The following is a 15744-nucleotide window of genomic DNA, read 5'->3' on the forward strand; positions in this document are numbered from 1 at the left end:
AATAAGAGTCGATTGACTTGATCTATTGCGTTCAAGATTCCATCAGCCTTCTGTGGTGTTAGTCCGCGTTGTTCTCACCCATTCAGCAGAGGGCATTTATGGCGAAATATGCGTTACCAGGCAACTCGGGATGGGAAAGACAGACCCGGGTGCTGAACCTGACCTGCAATGGCTCATGAGCCGACGCAATTGCTGCAGGCAGGATCGTCTCAGGCGGACGACGCCACCAAGTCATGGATCAACCCAAACGCTCGTTGGATGAAAGCTGCCGTCGCGCTCAGTGCTTCTATTCATCACAATCAAGGTCCCCATCGTTGCCTGTGAAGTTGGCCAGCAACACATCAGCTGAACAGCAGCTGCTACTCATTCATCCGATCGGCGTTGGTCTGTCTTCGCGGTTCTGGGATCGATTCGTGGCGTTATGGCAAAGCGAAAAGAGATCTCCCCTTTTACTCAATCCCGATTTGCTCGGCTGCGGAACAGCACCATGCCCAGCACGGCCACTGACACCTGAAGACTGGGCTGAGCCGCTCATTCATCTGCTTCGAGAGCGAGCCAAAGAACCTGTCGTACTGGTCTCCCAGGGAGCGTCTCTGCCCATCGCCCTGACCATTGCGGCCAACGCTCCCGAGTTGGTGAGTGGCTTGGTGGCGATTAGCCCGCCGGGCTGGCGGGTTCTAACGCAGGAGTTTCCACAAAGCAGAGCACGTTGGCTTTGGCGCTTCTTGTTTGATGGACCTATCGGCAACTTGTTTTACCGCTATGCAAGGCGTCGCAAATTTCTGGACGGCTTTTCCAGAAAAAATTTGTTTGCTCGCCCTGAATCGGTTGATGATGAATGGCTGGAGATGCTCAAACAGGGCTCACGAGCGATGGACACCCGCTGGGCTGTGTATTCATTCCTTGCGGGATTCTGGCGACGCAACTGGGAGCCGCAGCTGACCGGGTTGAACATTCCTGTTCAGATCCTCTTCGGCATCAACACAACCGGGATCGGTTCATCCAGGAACTGGGATGATCTCGAGGAGCGACTTGCGACCTACAGGGAAAAGCTGCCCAACGCCTCGATCAGCACCATCACTGGCAGGAACGTTCTTCCCTATGAATCCACTGAGGAATGCGTCAACAGCGTCCGGGAATGGATCACAACGCCGTAACGGTCAGCACATCGTTCCAGCAAGGGATCTAGGCGAGGGCAGTGAGCGTTGGGCCTGTTTCACGCTCTGGCCGCAAACACCGCCTTGATCTGCTGGCTCGGTAGTCGTGCGCCAAACCAAAAGCCAGATGATCGCTTGTTGCGTTGCAGGTAACCTTAAAAAATCTCATCTTCTGTTAAAAAGCACTGCTTAGAGCTCCCGTTCAGATGCCCGTTGATGTCACGGCAATTCTTGTTTCATCCACATTTATGGGAGCCGGGCTGGCATTGGCCAAATTCTTCCCCGAATCCTCTCTGCTAGCGGCGTTCTTTTTGGGTGGACTGGCCCTTGTCAACATTGCTCTTTCAATCGTTGGTTGAGCAGCTGACAGCTGCTTTTTGAGTCAAACACAAGTCGCGGCTTTTCGAGAATCAGACTCACTGGTAACGGCATCTGGTCAGATGTTGTGGCAATCCTTGGAGCCTATGCCGAACAGACCCCAAGAATTTCTGGATGTTATGGCCTCCTACCGTCCCAAAGTGCAAGCACTCAACAACGAAAACTAAAGAAAGCTGTCTGTTTTCAGATCAGCAGAGCTGGTGAATACTCTTTGACAGGTCAGCGAGAAACGCCCAAGAAGCATCGGTTTGGATCGGCATTGGCGCGCGCATCGTTCGTCCTGGTGCGAGCGTCAATCCGCGATCAGGTCATGCATCTCGACTCTGAAGGGAACAGTTGAACTCAGAGCACCGGAACTTCGAACACTGACCAATGAGGGCTGCAGGTTTTCATGCCGGCAAACAACGACCTGTGCAAGACCAGCTGGCTCTGGCACTGTCAGCGGCGCAATGCCCGGGCCTTGACCTGTGGCTTAATTAAAGCCTCACGCGTTAGGGCAAAGGCTGCGGCTTTCAGCTGCTAGAGAGCCTGATCAACGCCGTTCGCGAAAACTGTCATCGACTGATCAACAAAGCCAACAAACCCTCTCCTGACAGGCTTCCTGAGCAGGCTCCGGACACCTAAGCAGCCGAACCCATGCGAAAACGTGTACGCTTTGATACGTTGAACGGTGTCATGGGAGGCAAGTCGAGCAGCCGACTCATGAACGTTGGGGGGAGGGAGACGTCACACTCCCTCTTTCCGCAAAGTCAGCACTGCGGCGATGGACAGAGAATCCAACCGATTTTCTGCAAATGAATCCACAGCTCAATTCCGAGATGGTGCAGCTTCATCTGTTGACAAGCTGGAGAACCAGAACTGATGACCGCGAAAAACACTCAGGAACGCTGTCAGCGTGGTGTATGGAAGTATCTGACCTGATTGGGATAATCAGACCCTTCTGACGATTGATCAGCCACTCTGCGCACTGGGGATGCTGTTCAAACCACGCGTCATCAAGACGATCCTTGAACATCAAGTCTGTCTGATGCAATCAAAACTGCAGCGTCTGAGCCAGGTCGTTGCCGTTACAGAAGCTGTGAATCATGCAAGGGAATGGGAACTTCAACAGGCACTTGTTGCAGTCCCTTTTTGACTGCTGTTGCAGTGATGAAGCCACCGGTGATCACAACCATCAGACAGCTCAGTCCAGATACAACACCTGTAACCATGATCACTCTGGTCTGAAAATCAACAGGTGTTTGCTGGCCAGGGCTTGACGCCATGGAGTCCAATACAACTGTTTCTGTTCTGGCACTTTATGAAAGACAACGCAAGCAGGCTTGGCGATTGACTGGCCGTGAAGCACTCAACACCAATGCCTCATCGGCCAACAAAGCAGAGACCGACAAACATTGAAAAGTGAAAGAGCCATGCTGAAACCAAATCCTTAGCTAAGTGCCGTGTTGGAGATTGGTCAAATCTTGACAACAGGAAACAAGCTTCCGAAATCAATGCTCTCCAGCTGGAAGCATCGGCAAAGAGCAAACTGTTTATCCACAGACAAGGTAAACGAACCACCAATACCTAGATCAACAGCAATGAAGGCAGAGCGTTATTGGGTCAATAATCGCAGCAAATAAGCGCTTAAAACTCACATTTCCTGGGTATCAGCAGGCACTTGCAACAATAAAGTGCAGTAACGAAAAATCAAAAGCTACTCATTTGAACACGAAATCACAGCAAAAAAAATGACCGCACTTAATTTCGAAGGACCATACGGACAGTCTTATCCCAAAAGTATTCGTCATTCAATACCGGGTTATGACACCCTTCACGAGATTGCACTGTCAGCGATGCATAATATGGCCCCTCTAGCCACTCGGGTCCTTGTGGTGGGTCCGGAGCCAGGAGAACAGCTTCCCGACTTACTGAACACCTGTCCAGAGGCAGAGCTAACGATCCTGGAACAAAGCCAGAGATGATCATGTTCTGCCGGGAGCCATCGCCGACCATGCGGGCAGAGAACGATGCATCTTGATCCAGGAAGAGCTCAATCAACAAACACTGAGATCCCTCGAACCAATCGGCTGAGATCTTGTGTTGTGTCACAACGTGCTGCACTTGTTTGAAGCCAACAAGCAGGTGAGCCTGCTGCGATTACTGGCTCGATGCACAGCACTCAATGGCTTAGTGCTCCTTAGCGGTTACAGCGGGCCCTCTGAGCAGAACACAGCACAACAGATGATGGACATTGGCCTTCAGCGTCTTCGCGACCGTGATCTCAGCGAGGTTCAGATCGAAACCATACGCAGCAGCCGAAACAAGGACGTGTTATCAATTGATTCATACCGGGTCTCATCTGTGATTTCCTCAGAGGAGCTGACACCAGCACTTCAGCTTTATCAGAGATTGTTTTCAAGACTGTGGGTCAGTACACGACAAGGAGCTGAGTTCAAGTAAGGGCCTACATTTTTTATTTAACCATAAGAAATTCAATCATTTTCAGCCATGGCATGAGGTAGCAAATGACTGCATCGTGGGGGTTTATATCTGGAGAAGAGAGCTAACGGAGATCCAGTCAACGATGGGTTTTTTGAGTCGCAGCATAAAAACACCTGAAAGCTGGTTTCAGGATCATTTGCGCAAAGCCGCCAATTTAGATATCACCAAAACAATTAAAATCATGCGACAAGATCCAAGGGAAGCCGCACAGTATTTACTGCTTCCGATTGACGGATTCCGCGCCCTGATAGCACAATGCCTCGTTCTAAACGGTGTCCAAGTGCAACTCAGTGACGAACCTCCCGGGCCGACGACGCTGATCCCTCAGCCTAAAAATCCAACCAACAATTCACATGCCAGTTGAAACCAATTCAAGGTTTACATTATCCCAAAGAATCAGAGAAAAGCAGGCAGGAATTTGATGCAAATAAAGAGGCTTAACATCTGCTAGCAAGTGAAGATTGGCATAATGACAATCACGCAGACGATAGTTAGGAATTCGTTCAGAGAGATGATGGATATGATGATAGGCGATGTCAGCTGTGAACCAATTGAGGACTGGCGGAAGCTGAAGAAAAGATGAGCCTTCGATGGCTCCCTTGAAATAGCTCCAATCCTCCTCATTGCTGGCATAAGATCCTGGAAAGTTATGCTGAACAAAGAAAACAGCGATCATCAAGGCGGCACTGGAACTCATCACACAGGCATAGAGAAGCCAGAAATGCCAATGGCCAATTGCACCTCCAATCAACCACCAACAGGTGAAAAGAATGGCTGAATTGGCAATGGTGTCATAAACCTCACCCCTTGTATAAAAGAAACTGGATTGATGGCTGTTGATTATTGAAAAGATATTTACAAATTCACCTTTAGAAAGAGCATGGAACAACTTTTGAAGAGTTGCGAACAAACATTCAAAAAAGCCCAGAAACAGCGCAATTCTGGGCTTCAAAATAAGATAATAAAAACCTCCAGGGAAAAGCAACAATGGATGACGCAAAATTTGATAGAAATACTTGGCCCATGATTTCTTTGATTCGTATTGCTCACGTGTAGTCAAGGCAGAAGGGCCTCTGTAGCGATCCCAATTGCCGTTATATTTGTGATGAAACGCATGACCTCGCGACCATGGATGATGAGGAATTCCATGAATAATGCTGAGCCCAAATGCAACAATGCGATTTAAATACTTCGTGCGGAACAAACTATGATGACCACAGTCATGCATCAAAGAGAAGCTTCTACTCATCAGAAATACAATGAGGAGAAACAACAAAGGTGCGATTAATATCGACTTCAGATCAAACGAAGTAGTGACTTCACAAAAGGCATACGCACAAACAACCAAAGGAACAACAGTATTAAAAATCTGCCATACAGCAATGCGATCATCGCTGGCCATGTGCGATTTCAGATCAAAATCAACCCTTCGTACAGGGTTTGATTTTGAGGCGCGGGTAACAAAACTATTCAAATGATTGTTGCATTTTGGTTTTCTGTATCAAGCAAAGACGAAATCAACTTATCGAAAATTCCTCAATCATGTCGGATCACTGGACCAGAGAAGGACACTTTGGAGATGGATGGGCGGTTGAGTGGACAGATTTCAGTGAGGGCAGGCACATCTGCCGTGAGACAGCACTTCAGCAGATGTGTCTTGAGTCCGGTCGTCTTCAAGGACGCTCACCAGGATCACCGAACAGAAAGGGTGCACAGGATGGCGAGAGTCCCAGCCGATCAAGAGGAATGGATGATCGAGCAATGACCCGCTGAAAACAAGCCTTTAACCAGACAGACAGCTGAAAACGAGCATGCTGAGATCACATTCTGCAAACAGCCTTGAGAGCAATCAGCGTGATCATCGTCGGAGTCAGCGCCCTGCTCGCGGGGGTGTTGGTTGCAGAAGCCTCAGATAACGAAGGCGAGCAAAGCGAGCTCAGCGAAATTCGAGAGCAGGAATGCACCAACAACGAATCGGATGCCTGGGGTGCTTCCTCACCCCAGCAGCTTCAAAACGATGTCTGCCAACAGTGACAGTGCTCGAAAAACCATCGACCGCGCACCTACCAACGCAGAGCAGTGTGGAGAACAAGCAAAATCTTCCACCTCTCTACCGCTTTGAGCTATGGATCCCACGCTCGATTCCGATAAGTTGTCCGGAGAAATTGGGATTCGATGAACAAACTCGATCTTGAAGTCGTGAACGTGCTTTTTTTTCAACAGATGCTTGACGCTGTTGAACAGGAGCGATGGGATGAAGCAGCAATGGCTCTTTACAAGCTGTACGCCATTGAAGAGGGAGAACGCTTTGATGATCTCCAGGACAATTCAGTTGAACTAAATAATGCTTTGAAGGCAACAGCCGCTAAAAAATAGCGGAATTTTTGATTGAAACTATCCTCAGTGCGCGATTAGATAGTATCTGATATGGTCTTCGTCATAAACATTTCTCGATTCACGCTGAAAAAGTTGAGCTTGAGCGAGACTAAAGTAACTGGCAGAATTGCGATTTGAGGATTTTGCAATACATCTACGAACGAGTATTTCACGCTCCAACAGTACTAGCTGACTTTGATCAGCGATCGGTCAGTGTAGGCTCGTCATTGCAGAAGACACGAGTAAATACTCAGATCTCAGGGCTTTTGCATCCTGGATCCGCTGCTCAATAGCTGATTGCCTCAGTCGCACATCGAAGCGTAAACGCAGGAGAATGGTGTAATCAGGAATGTTGAAACGATCATCTGATGGCAAGTTAGCCTCGTAAGGGATCGTCACCAGATAGACACTGTGAGATGAGACGCTAAGCAAAAAGTGGTCAACATCGCATGCTACAACCCCTGATCTGAACCTCTTCAATTCACTGTTCTACATAGGAGGCTAAAACGTGGATGAATGGACTCTCAGCCAACAGATAGGCCTATGGATACGAACACCAGGAGTATTGAAACGGTTAAAATAAATCTATTTTTAATAGCAAGCGCTTTTGACGACACCTAAGTAAAAAACGACCCAAAAGCAGCCAAGGCCAAGGTGCTGTTTGAAGCGAAGGATGGATGGAGTAAAAGATATCGATCAAATTACACGACCATCAGTCAACCGAACACACAAAACACTTAACAACTATGAATCGTGCTGGTGCAGCTTATGAAGCCTTTCAACAATTGTTTTTTGCAATCGATCTTTTTTTGAAGACAACCAAGTACTGACGTTAGCTTTTTCGTCAGAGGTGAGATTCATTTTTTGCACATAATCCTTGGTTGCATCCCAGACGAGCGCTCCAAACTCCTTGGAATGCTTCAGCCTTTCAGCGACGCCTCCATGAAGATCATCTTCATCCAAGAGAGGATGAGTTTCCACAATCGCTGTCACATCAACGGTTTGGGGATCTGAATTCTCCGACATTGAACTTGCTTACAACCACCCAATGCATAGCAAGCTCAGCAGCTGTCTGCACATGGGAAAGGATCGAAGCCTATTAACTTGACAAAACGACAAAGACGCAAATGAAGTCAACCTGCGCTAGTGGGCAATTGGAATGATTCCGTTCATGCTGCTGGACCATATTCAGAAAGCTCAGCAGCTGTAGGGCTCATGGCCTTGGCCAGCAACAGCAGGTCAGTCGCAAGACCATGATCACCCTCACGCAGGAGCAGTTGCCTCAGACAAATCACGTCGCCATAATCAGCAGCGGCTGTGCCGTTGATCAGACCACGGGCCGTACCACGTGCAACAGCCAGTTGAAGCGTCATGCTCATGATTCCAGACTGGTCGAGGCTCAGGAGTTACTGGCTGTAACCCCCTACAAAGCTCCTGAATTCAGGATTTTTCCATAAAGCAACCAGCGAAGACGAGAGGACTCCTGGACCTCAGCGAAGATCCGTTGCTGTAACTGAGGTGGTCAAAGAAGCCAAGACTTCCTCTGAATCCTTCATCGAACCTCCACCTGACCTCAACAACCCTTTCAAAGCATTACCGAGGAGGGAAGGACATCAGGTAGAAAGCAGGTTTTTGCACACATCCGCTGCAGAAGCCTGTGATCAAAAGCGAATGTCGCTGCAGGTCGTCGGTGAGGACGCACAACCAGAGGAGAAGGGCAAAGGCTAACGACCGAGGAAATCAGAACCAATCAAGCGATGGAGAGCATGGCAAGCCACAAAACGGTACTGCTCATTGGGCAAGGCCATAGGAATCTCAGCTTAAAAGCGACTGACCTGTACCTTCAGATATGCGTATTGATCATTCCTTTGCAGTTTAGAAATCAACAACAGGCCAAGCTCCATCAGCAGACATCCACAAACAGCATGAAGACTTGGACATGTGCAAAGAGAGTCGAGCTGCGGTCTAGGACAGAGAACAGAGACGGTCCAGAGCCGGCAAGAAAAATGTCTCAGGATACTTTCTTCCAGATCACAACAGCTTTCAATCCACAGCAGCAGTCTCCCGTCGGCGAAGATTGAGAGATGAAAAATGAAATCAGAGTCATCTCAGCCTTCCTGATCGTGAACTCCCTGATCATTTCAAGCGTTGTGCTTCTCTATATGAAAGGGGGAATGAAATTTGAGAAAGTATTAGGTTACCTATTGAACTGAGGATGACCCCAAAGCCAGAACCACCCGATTTAGCGTAAATGTATTGGGAATAAAGCAATATCACAGAGAAAAGAGTTTAAACATCAACAACAAAAACCTGCAAAGCAGGTAAAGCTTGCAGCACAAGCATATGATGCTCACATTATCGAAAAGATATCGCATGGATCAACTTCAAACATTGACTGGTCATCACGAAGACCATTTGTCTAATGACGAACACTCCCTCCAAGCATTATGTATTATGCGAATTGCAACTTCATTGATCAAAACATCTTAAAGTTCAGCTCCCACCATATCAAGGCTTGAAAGATATTCAGAACAAAGGTCGGCAGTCAAAAATTACATACATTTACATTGGTTTCAACCAGAGCTTAGTACAAATTGGCATCAACATAGTTGACCGAAAGAAATTAACATACCCATAATCCACCTTGAGAAAGCTTGGACACATCAATTTCACACTTGATAGAGCCAATCATGCACTACGATATATTCTTGTCTCATCCTTACATGAAAATGGTTGACTAAGCACTAACGTTTAGCCTGTTCTTAACCTTCATGGAAAGGATTGAATTGTTCGATTTGATCAAAATACTGGTCTGTCAACTCAATAGCAACAAAACCTTCTGGAAAAACATCTTGCCAGTTATCTTTCAGATATTCAAACCTCTGCCTGGCATCCTGAAGCGTTGAATGGTCACTATCAAGATGCTCCTCACCTTTAATCCAGAAAAGAATAACATATTGATTGGTCTGTACAGTCATACGATTTAAAAGTGCTTTTTAAAAAAGTAGGTGTTGCCGTTAAATACAGACTTATGAAAGTCAAACTGAATCATCTCCTGCCAGAGCTATTCGGGACTTCGCTGCTTCAACAACTTTCTAGGCAGGCAGACCTTAGCAAGAGCACACCAGTCTTTGACGAATTGTTCCAAGACGACACCTTCATCACCCTCGTACTCAGCAAAAAATGATTCTAAAAATTGCTTCGCAGTGCTAATATCGTAACTTGCAAGAATGACAAGAAAACCATCAATATCTTGTTGATCAACTACAAAACAAGTCTTTTTACAGATTATGTCAACAAGATCCTCCTGCACGATCAAGCTTTTTGATTGGTACCAGTTTGACATGTCAGCCATCACACCAGCTTATAATTTTGAGGTCTTCATCACCTTCCTGGAGTAGCTCGACAGAAACATCATTAAACCAAGCAACGAATTCCAATGAGTAACATTCGCCATGAGGCGTTTTTGTATACGTGCCGCTGGAAAAATCCAATCCATCCTTTGTTATAGAAAAGGCTTCAGCATGGTGAATGTAAATTGCATAGGCATATTTTCTCAAACATTCTTCTCGATCATGATCATTTAAACCACAGTCATTGATCCAGAGTTCAAGGTTGTCATCAGAAACCATTCGCAACTTGTATTTGTCGACCATCCTGGCCGAGATAAAAAACAATCCTGAGTGCTGATGATCATACCAGTAAAACCCACTTTCATATCTCGAATAATCCTTGGCGTGCTCAATCAGGTCATCCTTGATGGAATAGAACTTTTCTTCCCATCCTCGATTGTCTTGTGGCTGTCTACTTTGCATCTGATCAGACTAATTGATAAGGAAATAAAAACAAGCTGGCTGATTCTTCTCTGTCCAGAGAAGCTCTTTGGATCAATGCCGTGACAGTGAACAGCAAGTAGCTGCCTGCGTCTCCCCATGTCCTGGACTAGCGCATCATGAGTACCAATCCAACCCTAGAAATCATGAAGGAAGTTCTTCACGGATATTACAGGCGATTCAACCAACCCTCACTAATCCAAAGGATCGGCCTGTAGATCTGGCTTTGTAGCGGATCGAAAACATTTACTTGTGGTCAATCACATCAAGCCACATCAGAACATGGGTTGCTTAAAGAAGATGCAAGATTAGGCAGTAAAAGAGCAAGCAACTCCAGTGATCACGACAGTCATACTATTCCATTAGCGACACGGTTACCAGTAAAGAGTTCATTCTGATCAGGACATCAAGCAAAAACAGTCGGAACAGCCATTAGTTCAAGTGTTGAAGCCTTGCAAGAATGGAATCACTCAGTGGATCACCACGCCCGGTGTAATCGATTTCTAGAAGTAATGAACGGGTCAAGTCAGCTATTGCGATGGGGCTAATGCTCATAAGCCAGCTCGTCAATCTCTGCGAGTCAGCTCTCGTCTTCATCAATTTCGTCAAAGACAACGCATCGATGTGGGTTGTCCGACGCAAAACGGATCGACATCTGTTGGATGTTCTGCGTTTCGTCTGGCAAGCCTCGATATGAGATTCCCTTGGTGATGGACCCCAATGTCAAGGTATCGGGTGTTCTCTTGAGATCAGTGCAATGTGCAGAGAGGTTCGTAATGGCCGCTGCCTCAGAATCTGCTTTGACTTTCCAGAGGACGTCGACTTCAACAGGGGTTGTGATCAGGTAAGTAGGGCTCATTCAGCTCCGACAGACCTATGAATTGTGCATCGCTGCTATTGCGTTGTCAGGTGACTGTTGATGCTGCAGCATCCAAATCCCTCACCTAGAGCAAGGACGCATCGGATGCATGACGCCATGAATGCTGTCTTAATGACAACAAAGTAATCAGCTGAACAGCCCTGACCGGTTGAGGTTGACAGGAAAGTGGGACACAGAATGCCGCTGAGTCAATAACTTACGTTACACACCATCGAGCAGCGTCAGTCTCAAAATCGAGAAAAGCGGCTATGCGCCAACTGGAGCGGCTGATTGGCGAGCGGTGCTCGCACAGGCGCTGAAAATGAGGGTTAAGCGCTGTGATCCCAGATGGCGGTGCGAAAAAAGTGCTGGCTGCTGCATCGAGCTGCCAGCAGCATTGAGGCTGTAACCACAATCACAGAGATCAGTAAGGCCGGTCAACTGATCAGACGGTGAACGGAAAATGATGTGCGCATCGAGAGGTACCAGACCTACAACGCTTGCAGATTGATGCCTCAATAGACGGACATCGGCGGTACCGCCTTCTTTTCTCTGCCTCAAAGGGATAGCTTCGGAAATTTTTGAAGCACAGCAGGCCCGGGGCCACTAGCATGCTCTCACGGGGATCTGGTCGGTCTGAGAACAAGGCAAGGGGGCGAGGCATTCATAGGGGCAGCGAGGTCCGATGTCTTGAACATTCATCGCTAACGAGTGTTCAGTACAGCACCTTTGTTGATAAGGCCGGTTGGGCTGCAGAAAATTGCTTGGCTCTTTCCAAAACCTCGACGCCACAGCTGGTCCAGCTGAAAGAATCTGTATGAAATTAATAACAGAGTAGTCCTTTCAACTTGAGCAAGTAGTCAAGAGACAGCCAAGGGCTTACTTCTTAAATAGAGCAACCAGTAACGAGAAAACGCTGAGAACTATCACGCCATAAAGCCAGGTTTTACTACTGTACTTATTATTGAAGTTGAGGACCCAGTCAGGAACACCGTCGGTGACAAAAAGGATGGTTAGACCAAGAAACAGAACAATGGGAACACCTAAAGCAATTAAAAGATGCATTAATCAAATCAACTCGAATACACTATAACCTGCACCTCATCGTTGAGTGTTTTTGATATTCAGGCAAATATTCTGCTGTTCAATCTCATAATTGAAGAGAGAGGAGCAAAACAATATGCCAACAAGAATCAACCTTTGAACCCCCACAAAGGCAACGACGGTATTTGTCTCTGGATTTTTGATCAATCCTTCAATGCAGTTGATAACATATCGAATCTGAGGCAACCGTCCTCACCGGCTCAAGAGCATGAGAGATCCTTTCTGTGAATTTTGAGTGGATATCCAACTCGGAAGGTAGCTAGGGCGACCATCTGAGCTAATTGAAATCACGACGCATCATCTGAAGCTGAAGAGACAACGGCAAGCGAAAAAGTCAAAGAGTCAAACGCAACCGATAGCTCCTATAATGCTGATATTCTAAATGTTTATACTATACTTTAAGCATAATCTTTAAAAAACTGCACCTCAGCAAGTGAAAATTGGTTAAAAACAGCAAAAACGACTGGACCAGTTAAGCTCATTTTCACCCTGTCAGTCCATTCTCCTCGGATTGCCTGTTCCAACAGGGGGGAACATGAATCTCAGCGGATACCTGTATAATCACGAAAAAAGGGGGGGGGCGCTGTTATAGACCATGGCCCGAAAGCTCAGACAAGAATAACTACACCAATTTCGCAATAACGGCAAAACCCCTTATTTCGAAACTCCGAAACGAAAGCTGAAGGATCAAATCGTTCCTAAATTCTGCCCATTCACTCTTTTCTCTCTACTTCGAAGCGATGCAGCTCACTCGTGATTATGTAGATAAAGCCATTCATTTGCTTGAAGTTGGAAAAATCGATGAATTTTTAGCCAATTATGTAGCAGACAATGTTCAATGGGTGATTACAGGCTCAAGCGTCCTTGGTGGCATTTATTCGTCGAGGACTCACTTTATCAATACTGCGATATCAAGGTTAAAGTCCTCTTTGGATGGCGATATTCAATGGATAGTGAAAAATGTCATCATTGATGGTTCCGTTGCTGTACTGGAAATGACATCGAAGGCTGTTTCCAGACAAGGGCAACCTTACAATAATCAGTACGTATGGATATTAGAGTTTGATGGCATAGTGTTTGACAAAGTCAGAGTATATTTTGATGATGTTTTAGTGAATAAGATTATCAAGTAACTTGCACTTGAAACATCAACATCTCCGCCAACATCATGCTTGCGACTGTATGGTTGAGCACCAAAGCTCTTCACTTGATGTTTTAATCGGAATCAGAAAAAAAGCATTTTATTAAACCGAATTATTCAAGGGTTCAGAATTTAATCTTCAATGGCCAACATACAATCAGAACACGTGCACTGATAGACAGGCCGCTCATGAGTCATTGCAACAGCCTATATATGAAAAAATTGTCTCAACGAAGGCAAAAAACGTAAATCATAGTTAAGTAAGTAAAGACCGAATTTGAAGAACATTTTTTTCAAGACTATAGATCTGGAAGGGGACGACAATGCCTCAAAAGCGCAACTGAATTGCAAAACCTGCGGGTGCTCCATAGACGTTTCCATACCTGACTCCATAGACAGGAATCACACGTGGAGAACGATTGAACTCACGTTGATATGCACGCCGACCGTACCTCTCGTTACGATTGTCGCGGCGGATTTCCCTGCGTAGCTGCCTCAATTTCGTTTCTTGTCGTATTTTATTTTGATAGCTTCTCGCTTCAGCAGCTGGGGCTAGAGCACCTGTTGTAGCTCCAATAAGAGCAACGCAAAGAACTGCTTTGATTACTTTCGTAGCATTGCTAAAGATCGTCATGGCTGAGGAGTAAATGTTTGGGGGTCTTGCCCCCTTGACTTCTTCAAGATCACAGCCTTTCTGGTGAACCCCACTGCACAGCTCTGGTGAAGCACCCAAAAGTTTCTGGTGAGCCTCTGGTGAGAGGCTCAAATGCCTCTCCCAGGCTTCAATCAGCACACGAGGGAGCCATTGATGCCGAGGCAGCCGGATCCCCCAGAAACCAGCGTTTCTAAGAGGCGCGGTTAAACGCGCTCAATCTTGGTATCTGCTGACTGAGGTGTTGATCGTCAACCATGTAGATCATTCCTGTTGACGGCTCTCAGACCTACCGAGATGTTTCGATGCCCATAACCACCTCAAATCAATCGCCCATGAAAGGCTGATCAAAAATACTGACACTGCCAAAGCGAAAGCAACGGTGTGTAGAATTCGAGCTTTCAGATAAAAATATATTTCAAAAAGACATTAAAAGCAAGACTACAGGCTGTACTTCTATAAGTTAAAGCTTGGATATTACTTTTCAGAATTGAAATACACTGATTTTGAAAAATCAATATCCTGGGCCGCCAGTGAAGTTTTCAATCAAACAGATCAACACTTATGGACTCCAATCCTGGAGATGGCAAGCAAAATCAAGCTTGATGAAACCTGCAAAACAAACGAATGCTTGCTTGAATTTCATCATGATGATCACTTATCACTAGATGTATCTTTTGGCATTTTGTCGCCAGCGGCACTTTTACCTGCTGAGTTTATGCCAACCTGGTGGGACTTATATGTTGAGCGTTGTGATCAACTCGTACCATCCCAATCTTTTTTCGAAACCATTGACACCAATAATGCCAGTCCCAAATATAAAAAGCGAAACACTTCATTTAGTTGTGCTTTACCTGATTATCATTATCTCGAATTTGACTTTTTAGAAAATTCAATTCGCCTGGGTGGCGTGTTTCAGAGACTGGACAGCCTTAAGAATGAGGTGCCTCCACAAATGCTGAACGAAATCCTTGATTATTGTCTTATTTTACAAGAGAAGGGTAATCGAACGAGTGAGTGTGAGCAAATGTTGAAGGATATCTTTGAGTGTCTTGGCTGTCCATTTTGGATTGGCCTCATGATTGGACGAGGGGACATGATCAAACTCGTTTTTAAATCTTCTGTATCACTTGAAAATATTCAACCTAGTTTTTTGCAGTGGTTTTCGTCAGACTTTCAGGTTTCATTTAAAAATGCGATAGAATGTCTTTATGCTCTTGAACAAACTGGTGTACGATGCTGCCTTGATTTATGCTTATCAAAGCCATCAAACCACCCAAGACTTTGTTTTGAGATCTTCCCGGCCAATCACGTTAAAGAGTCAACGAGTTGGTCTGTTTTGAACTCACTGCAGAGTAGCTTCAACTTAAAAGAGGACTTGATACTGCAGATATGCAATTTATACAATGATCTGCCGCGAGGAGTCAAAAAAACTCCATTTAGTCATATCTTCCCATGTCCACAATTGCCTTTCAATACGATTGCAGCTATCTTTAGTCATTACAAAATATGCCTTGAGAAAGATAAGCCATTACAGCTAAAAACTTATGCCCACGTTGTTGCAGAATTGTAGGATCGCGCATTAGTGAGACACCTTTTTCGCTCACACGGTTCAAAAAAAAATCTGCCTTTTGAATATTTCAAAGCTTTTCTTATGTTAAATGATGCAGCTTGAGACAGCTCTTTTTCAATGCCTGGATTGAATAATCTAATAAAGAGCGTCAAAGTCAAAAGAACTTCTGGGTAAAGTCAAGTAAATC

The 15744-nt window shown here is 45.8% G+C and carries 16 protein-coding genes; 7 read left to right on the forward strand and 9 right to left on the reverse strand.

What is annotated here, in order from left to right:
- Positions 1–82: 82 nt before the first annotated feature.
- Positions 83–235 (reverse strand): hypothetical protein, encoded by a 153-nt coding sequence (locus tag SIB58_RS08820; RefSeq protein WP_414494857.1) that lies wholly within the window; start codon positions 233–235, stop codon positions 83–85.
- A gap of 85 nt (positions 236–320) precedes the next feature.
- On the opposite strand from SIB58_RS08820, the gene SIB58_RS08825 reads away from it, so the two are divergent.
- Positions 321–1157 (forward strand): alpha/beta fold hydrolase, encoded by an 837-nt coding sequence (locus tag SIB58_RS08825; RefSeq protein WP_414494920.1) that lies wholly within the window; start codon positions 321–323, stop codon positions 1155–1157.
- A gap of 1445 nt (positions 1158–2602) precedes the next feature.
- Here the strand turns inward: SIB58_RS08825 and SIB58_RS08830 are convergent.
- Positions 2603–2800, reverse strand: coding sequence for a hypothetical protein (locus SIB58_RS08830; protein WP_066905192.1), 198 nt, complete (start codon positions 2798–2800; stop codon positions 2603–2605).
- 1253 nt (positions 2801–4053) lie between these two features.
- Here SIB58_RS08830 and SIB58_RS08835 point away from each other — a divergent pair.
- On the forward strand, positions 4054–4383 hold the full coding sequence (locus SIB58_RS08835) for a hypothetical protein (RefSeq protein WP_066905180.1): 330 nt from the start codon (positions 4054–4056) through the stop codon (positions 4381–4383).
- Here SIB58_RS08835 and SIB58_RS08840 read toward each other — a convergent pair.
- The gene (locus SIB58_RS08840; RefSeq protein WP_067325273.1) at positions 4369–5421 is read right to left on the reverse strand and encodes a fatty acid desaturase; all 1053 of its coding nucleotides are present in this window, start codon (positions 5419–5421) and stop codon (positions 4369–4371) included. The two genes, SIB58_RS08835 and SIB58_RS08840, sit on opposite strands and share 15 nt — an antisense overlap.
- A gap of 437 nt (positions 5422–5858) precedes the next feature.
- On the opposite strand from SIB58_RS08840, the gene SIB58_RS08845 reads away from it, so the two are divergent.
- Both SIB58_RS08845 and SIB58_RS08850 read left to right on the forward strand, forming a co-directional pair.
- Positions 5859–6053 (forward strand): hypothetical protein, encoded by a 195-nt coding sequence (locus SIB58_RS08845; RefSeq protein ID WP_067325268.1) that lies wholly within the window; start codon positions 5859–5861, stop codon positions 6051–6053.
- Between the two features lie 141 nt (positions 6054–6194).
- Positions 6195–6395, forward strand: a complete 201-nt coding sequence (locus tag SIB58_RS08850) for a hypothetical protein (RefSeq protein WP_067325266.1) — start codon at positions 6195–6197, stop codon at positions 6393–6395.
- Positions 6396–7139: 744 nt separating this feature from the next.
- Here SIB58_RS08850 and SIB58_RS08855 read toward each other — a convergent pair.
- The 5 genes from SIB58_RS08855 to SIB58_RS08875 form a co-directional block, all read right to left on the reverse strand.
- Positions 7140–7421 carry a hypothetical protein gene (locus SIB58_RS08855; RefSeq protein ID WP_067325263.1) on the reverse strand — a complete coding sequence of 94 codons (282 nt, stop codon included), beginning with the start codon at positions 7419–7421 and terminating at the stop codon, positions 7140–7142.
- Between the two features lie 143 nt (positions 7422–7564).
- Positions 7565–7768 carry a hypothetical protein gene (locus SIB58_RS08860; RefSeq protein WP_231884098.1) on the reverse strand — a complete coding sequence of 68 codons (204 nt, stop codon included), beginning with the start codon at positions 7766–7768 and terminating at the stop codon, positions 7565–7567.
- A gap of 1389 nt (positions 7769–9157) precedes the next feature.
- Positions 9158–9373 carry a hypothetical protein gene (locus SIB58_RS08865; protein WP_067325258.1) on the reverse strand — a complete coding sequence of 72 codons (216 nt, stop codon included), beginning with the start codon at positions 9371–9373 and terminating at the stop codon, positions 9158–9160.
- Between the two features lie 86 nt (positions 9374–9459).
- On the reverse strand, positions 9460–9750 hold the full coding sequence (locus SIB58_RS08870; protein ID WP_067325256.1) for a hypothetical protein: 291 nt from the start codon (positions 9748–9750) through the stop codon (positions 9460–9462).
- The gene (locus tag SIB58_RS08875; RefSeq protein ID WP_066905159.1) at positions 9743–10210 is read right to left on the reverse strand and encodes a hypothetical protein; all 468 of its coding nucleotides are present in this window, start codon (positions 10208–10210) and stop codon (positions 9743–9745) included. Before SIB58_RS08875 ends, SIB58_RS08870 begins: the two co-directional genes overlap by 8 nt.
- 1984 nt (positions 10211–12194) lie before the next feature.
- On the opposite strand from SIB58_RS08875, the gene SIB58_RS08880 reads away from it, so the two are divergent.
- The gene (locus SIB58_RS08880) at positions 12195–12419 is read left to right on the forward strand and encodes a hypothetical protein (protein WP_066905154.1); all 225 of its coding nucleotides are present in this window, start codon (positions 12195–12197) and stop codon (positions 12417–12419) included.
- Positions 12420–12931: 512 nt separating this feature from the next.
- Positions 12932–13324: a nuclear transport factor 2 family protein gene (locus SIB58_RS08885; protein ID WP_066905152.1), complete on the forward strand. Its 393-nt coding sequence runs from the start codon at positions 12932–12934 to the stop codon at positions 13322–13324.
- Positions 13325–13660: 336 nt separating this feature from the next.
- Here the strand turns inward: SIB58_RS08885 and SIB58_RS08890 are convergent, their stop codons facing one another.
- Positions 13661–13966: a hypothetical protein gene (locus SIB58_RS08890; protein WP_156486490.1), complete on the reverse strand. Its 306-nt coding sequence runs from the start codon at positions 13964–13966 to the stop codon at positions 13661–13663.
- Between the two features lie 508 nt (positions 13967–14474).
- Here SIB58_RS08890 and SIB58_RS08895 point away from each other — a divergent pair.
- On the forward strand, positions 14475–15557 hold the full coding sequence (locus tag SIB58_RS08895) for a hypothetical protein (protein ID WP_067325253.1): 1083 nt from the start codon (positions 14475–14477) through the stop codon (positions 15555–15557).
- Positions 15558–15744: the final 187 nt, after the last annotated feature.

It is taken from the genome of Synechococcus sp. MIT S9504, assembly GCF_047497135.1.
Taxonomy (GTDB): Bacteria; Cyanobacteriota; Cyanobacteriia; order PCC-6307; family Cyanobiaceae; genus Synechococcus_C.

Excerpts from the sequence above, each read along its gene's own strand:
- SIB58_RS08885 (WP_066905152.1), top strand. The coding sequence starts at position 12,932 with ATGCAGCTCACTCGTGATTATGTAGATAAAGCCATTCATTTGCTTGAA.
- SIB58_RS08850 (WP_067325266.1), top strand. The coding sequence starts at position 6,195 with ATGAACAAACTCGATCTTGAAGTCGTGAACGTGCTTTTTTTTCAACAG.
- SIB58_RS08855 (WP_067325263.1), bottom strand. The coding sequence starts at position 7,421 with ATGTCGGAGAATTCAGATCCCCAAACCGTTGATGTGACAGCGATTGTG.
- SIB58_RS08890 (WP_156486490.1), bottom strand. The coding sequence starts at position 13,966 with ATGACGATCTTTAGCAATGCTACGAAAGTAATCAAAGCAGTTCTTTGC.
- SIB58_RS08830 (WP_066905192.1), bottom strand. The coding sequence starts at position 2,800 with ATGGCGTCAAGCCCTGGCCAGCAAACACCTGTTGATTTTCAGACCAGA.
- SIB58_RS08820 (WP_414494857.1), bottom strand. The coding sequence starts at position 235 with ATGACTTGGTGGCGTCGTCCGCCTGAGACGATCCTGCCTGCAGCAATT.
- SIB58_RS08875 (WP_066905159.1), bottom strand. The coding sequence starts at position 10,210 with ATGCAAAGTAGACAGCCACAAGACAATCGAGGATGGGAAGAAAAGTTC.
- SIB58_RS08865 (WP_067325258.1), bottom strand. The coding sequence starts at position 9,373 with ATGACTGTACAGACCAATCAATATGTTATTCTTTTCTGGATTAAAGGT.
- SIB58_RS08840 (WP_067325273.1), bottom strand. The coding sequence starts at position 5,421 with ATGGCCAGCGATGATCGCATTGCTGTATGGCAGATTTTTAATACTGTT.
- SIB58_RS08870 (WP_067325256.1), bottom strand. The coding sequence starts at position 9,750 with ATGGCTGACATGTCAAACTGGTACCAATCAAAAAGCTTGATCGTGCAG.
- SIB58_RS08860 (WP_231884098.1), bottom strand. The coding sequence starts at position 7,768 with ATGACGCTTCAACTGGCTGTTGCACGTGGTACGGCCCGTGGTCTGATC.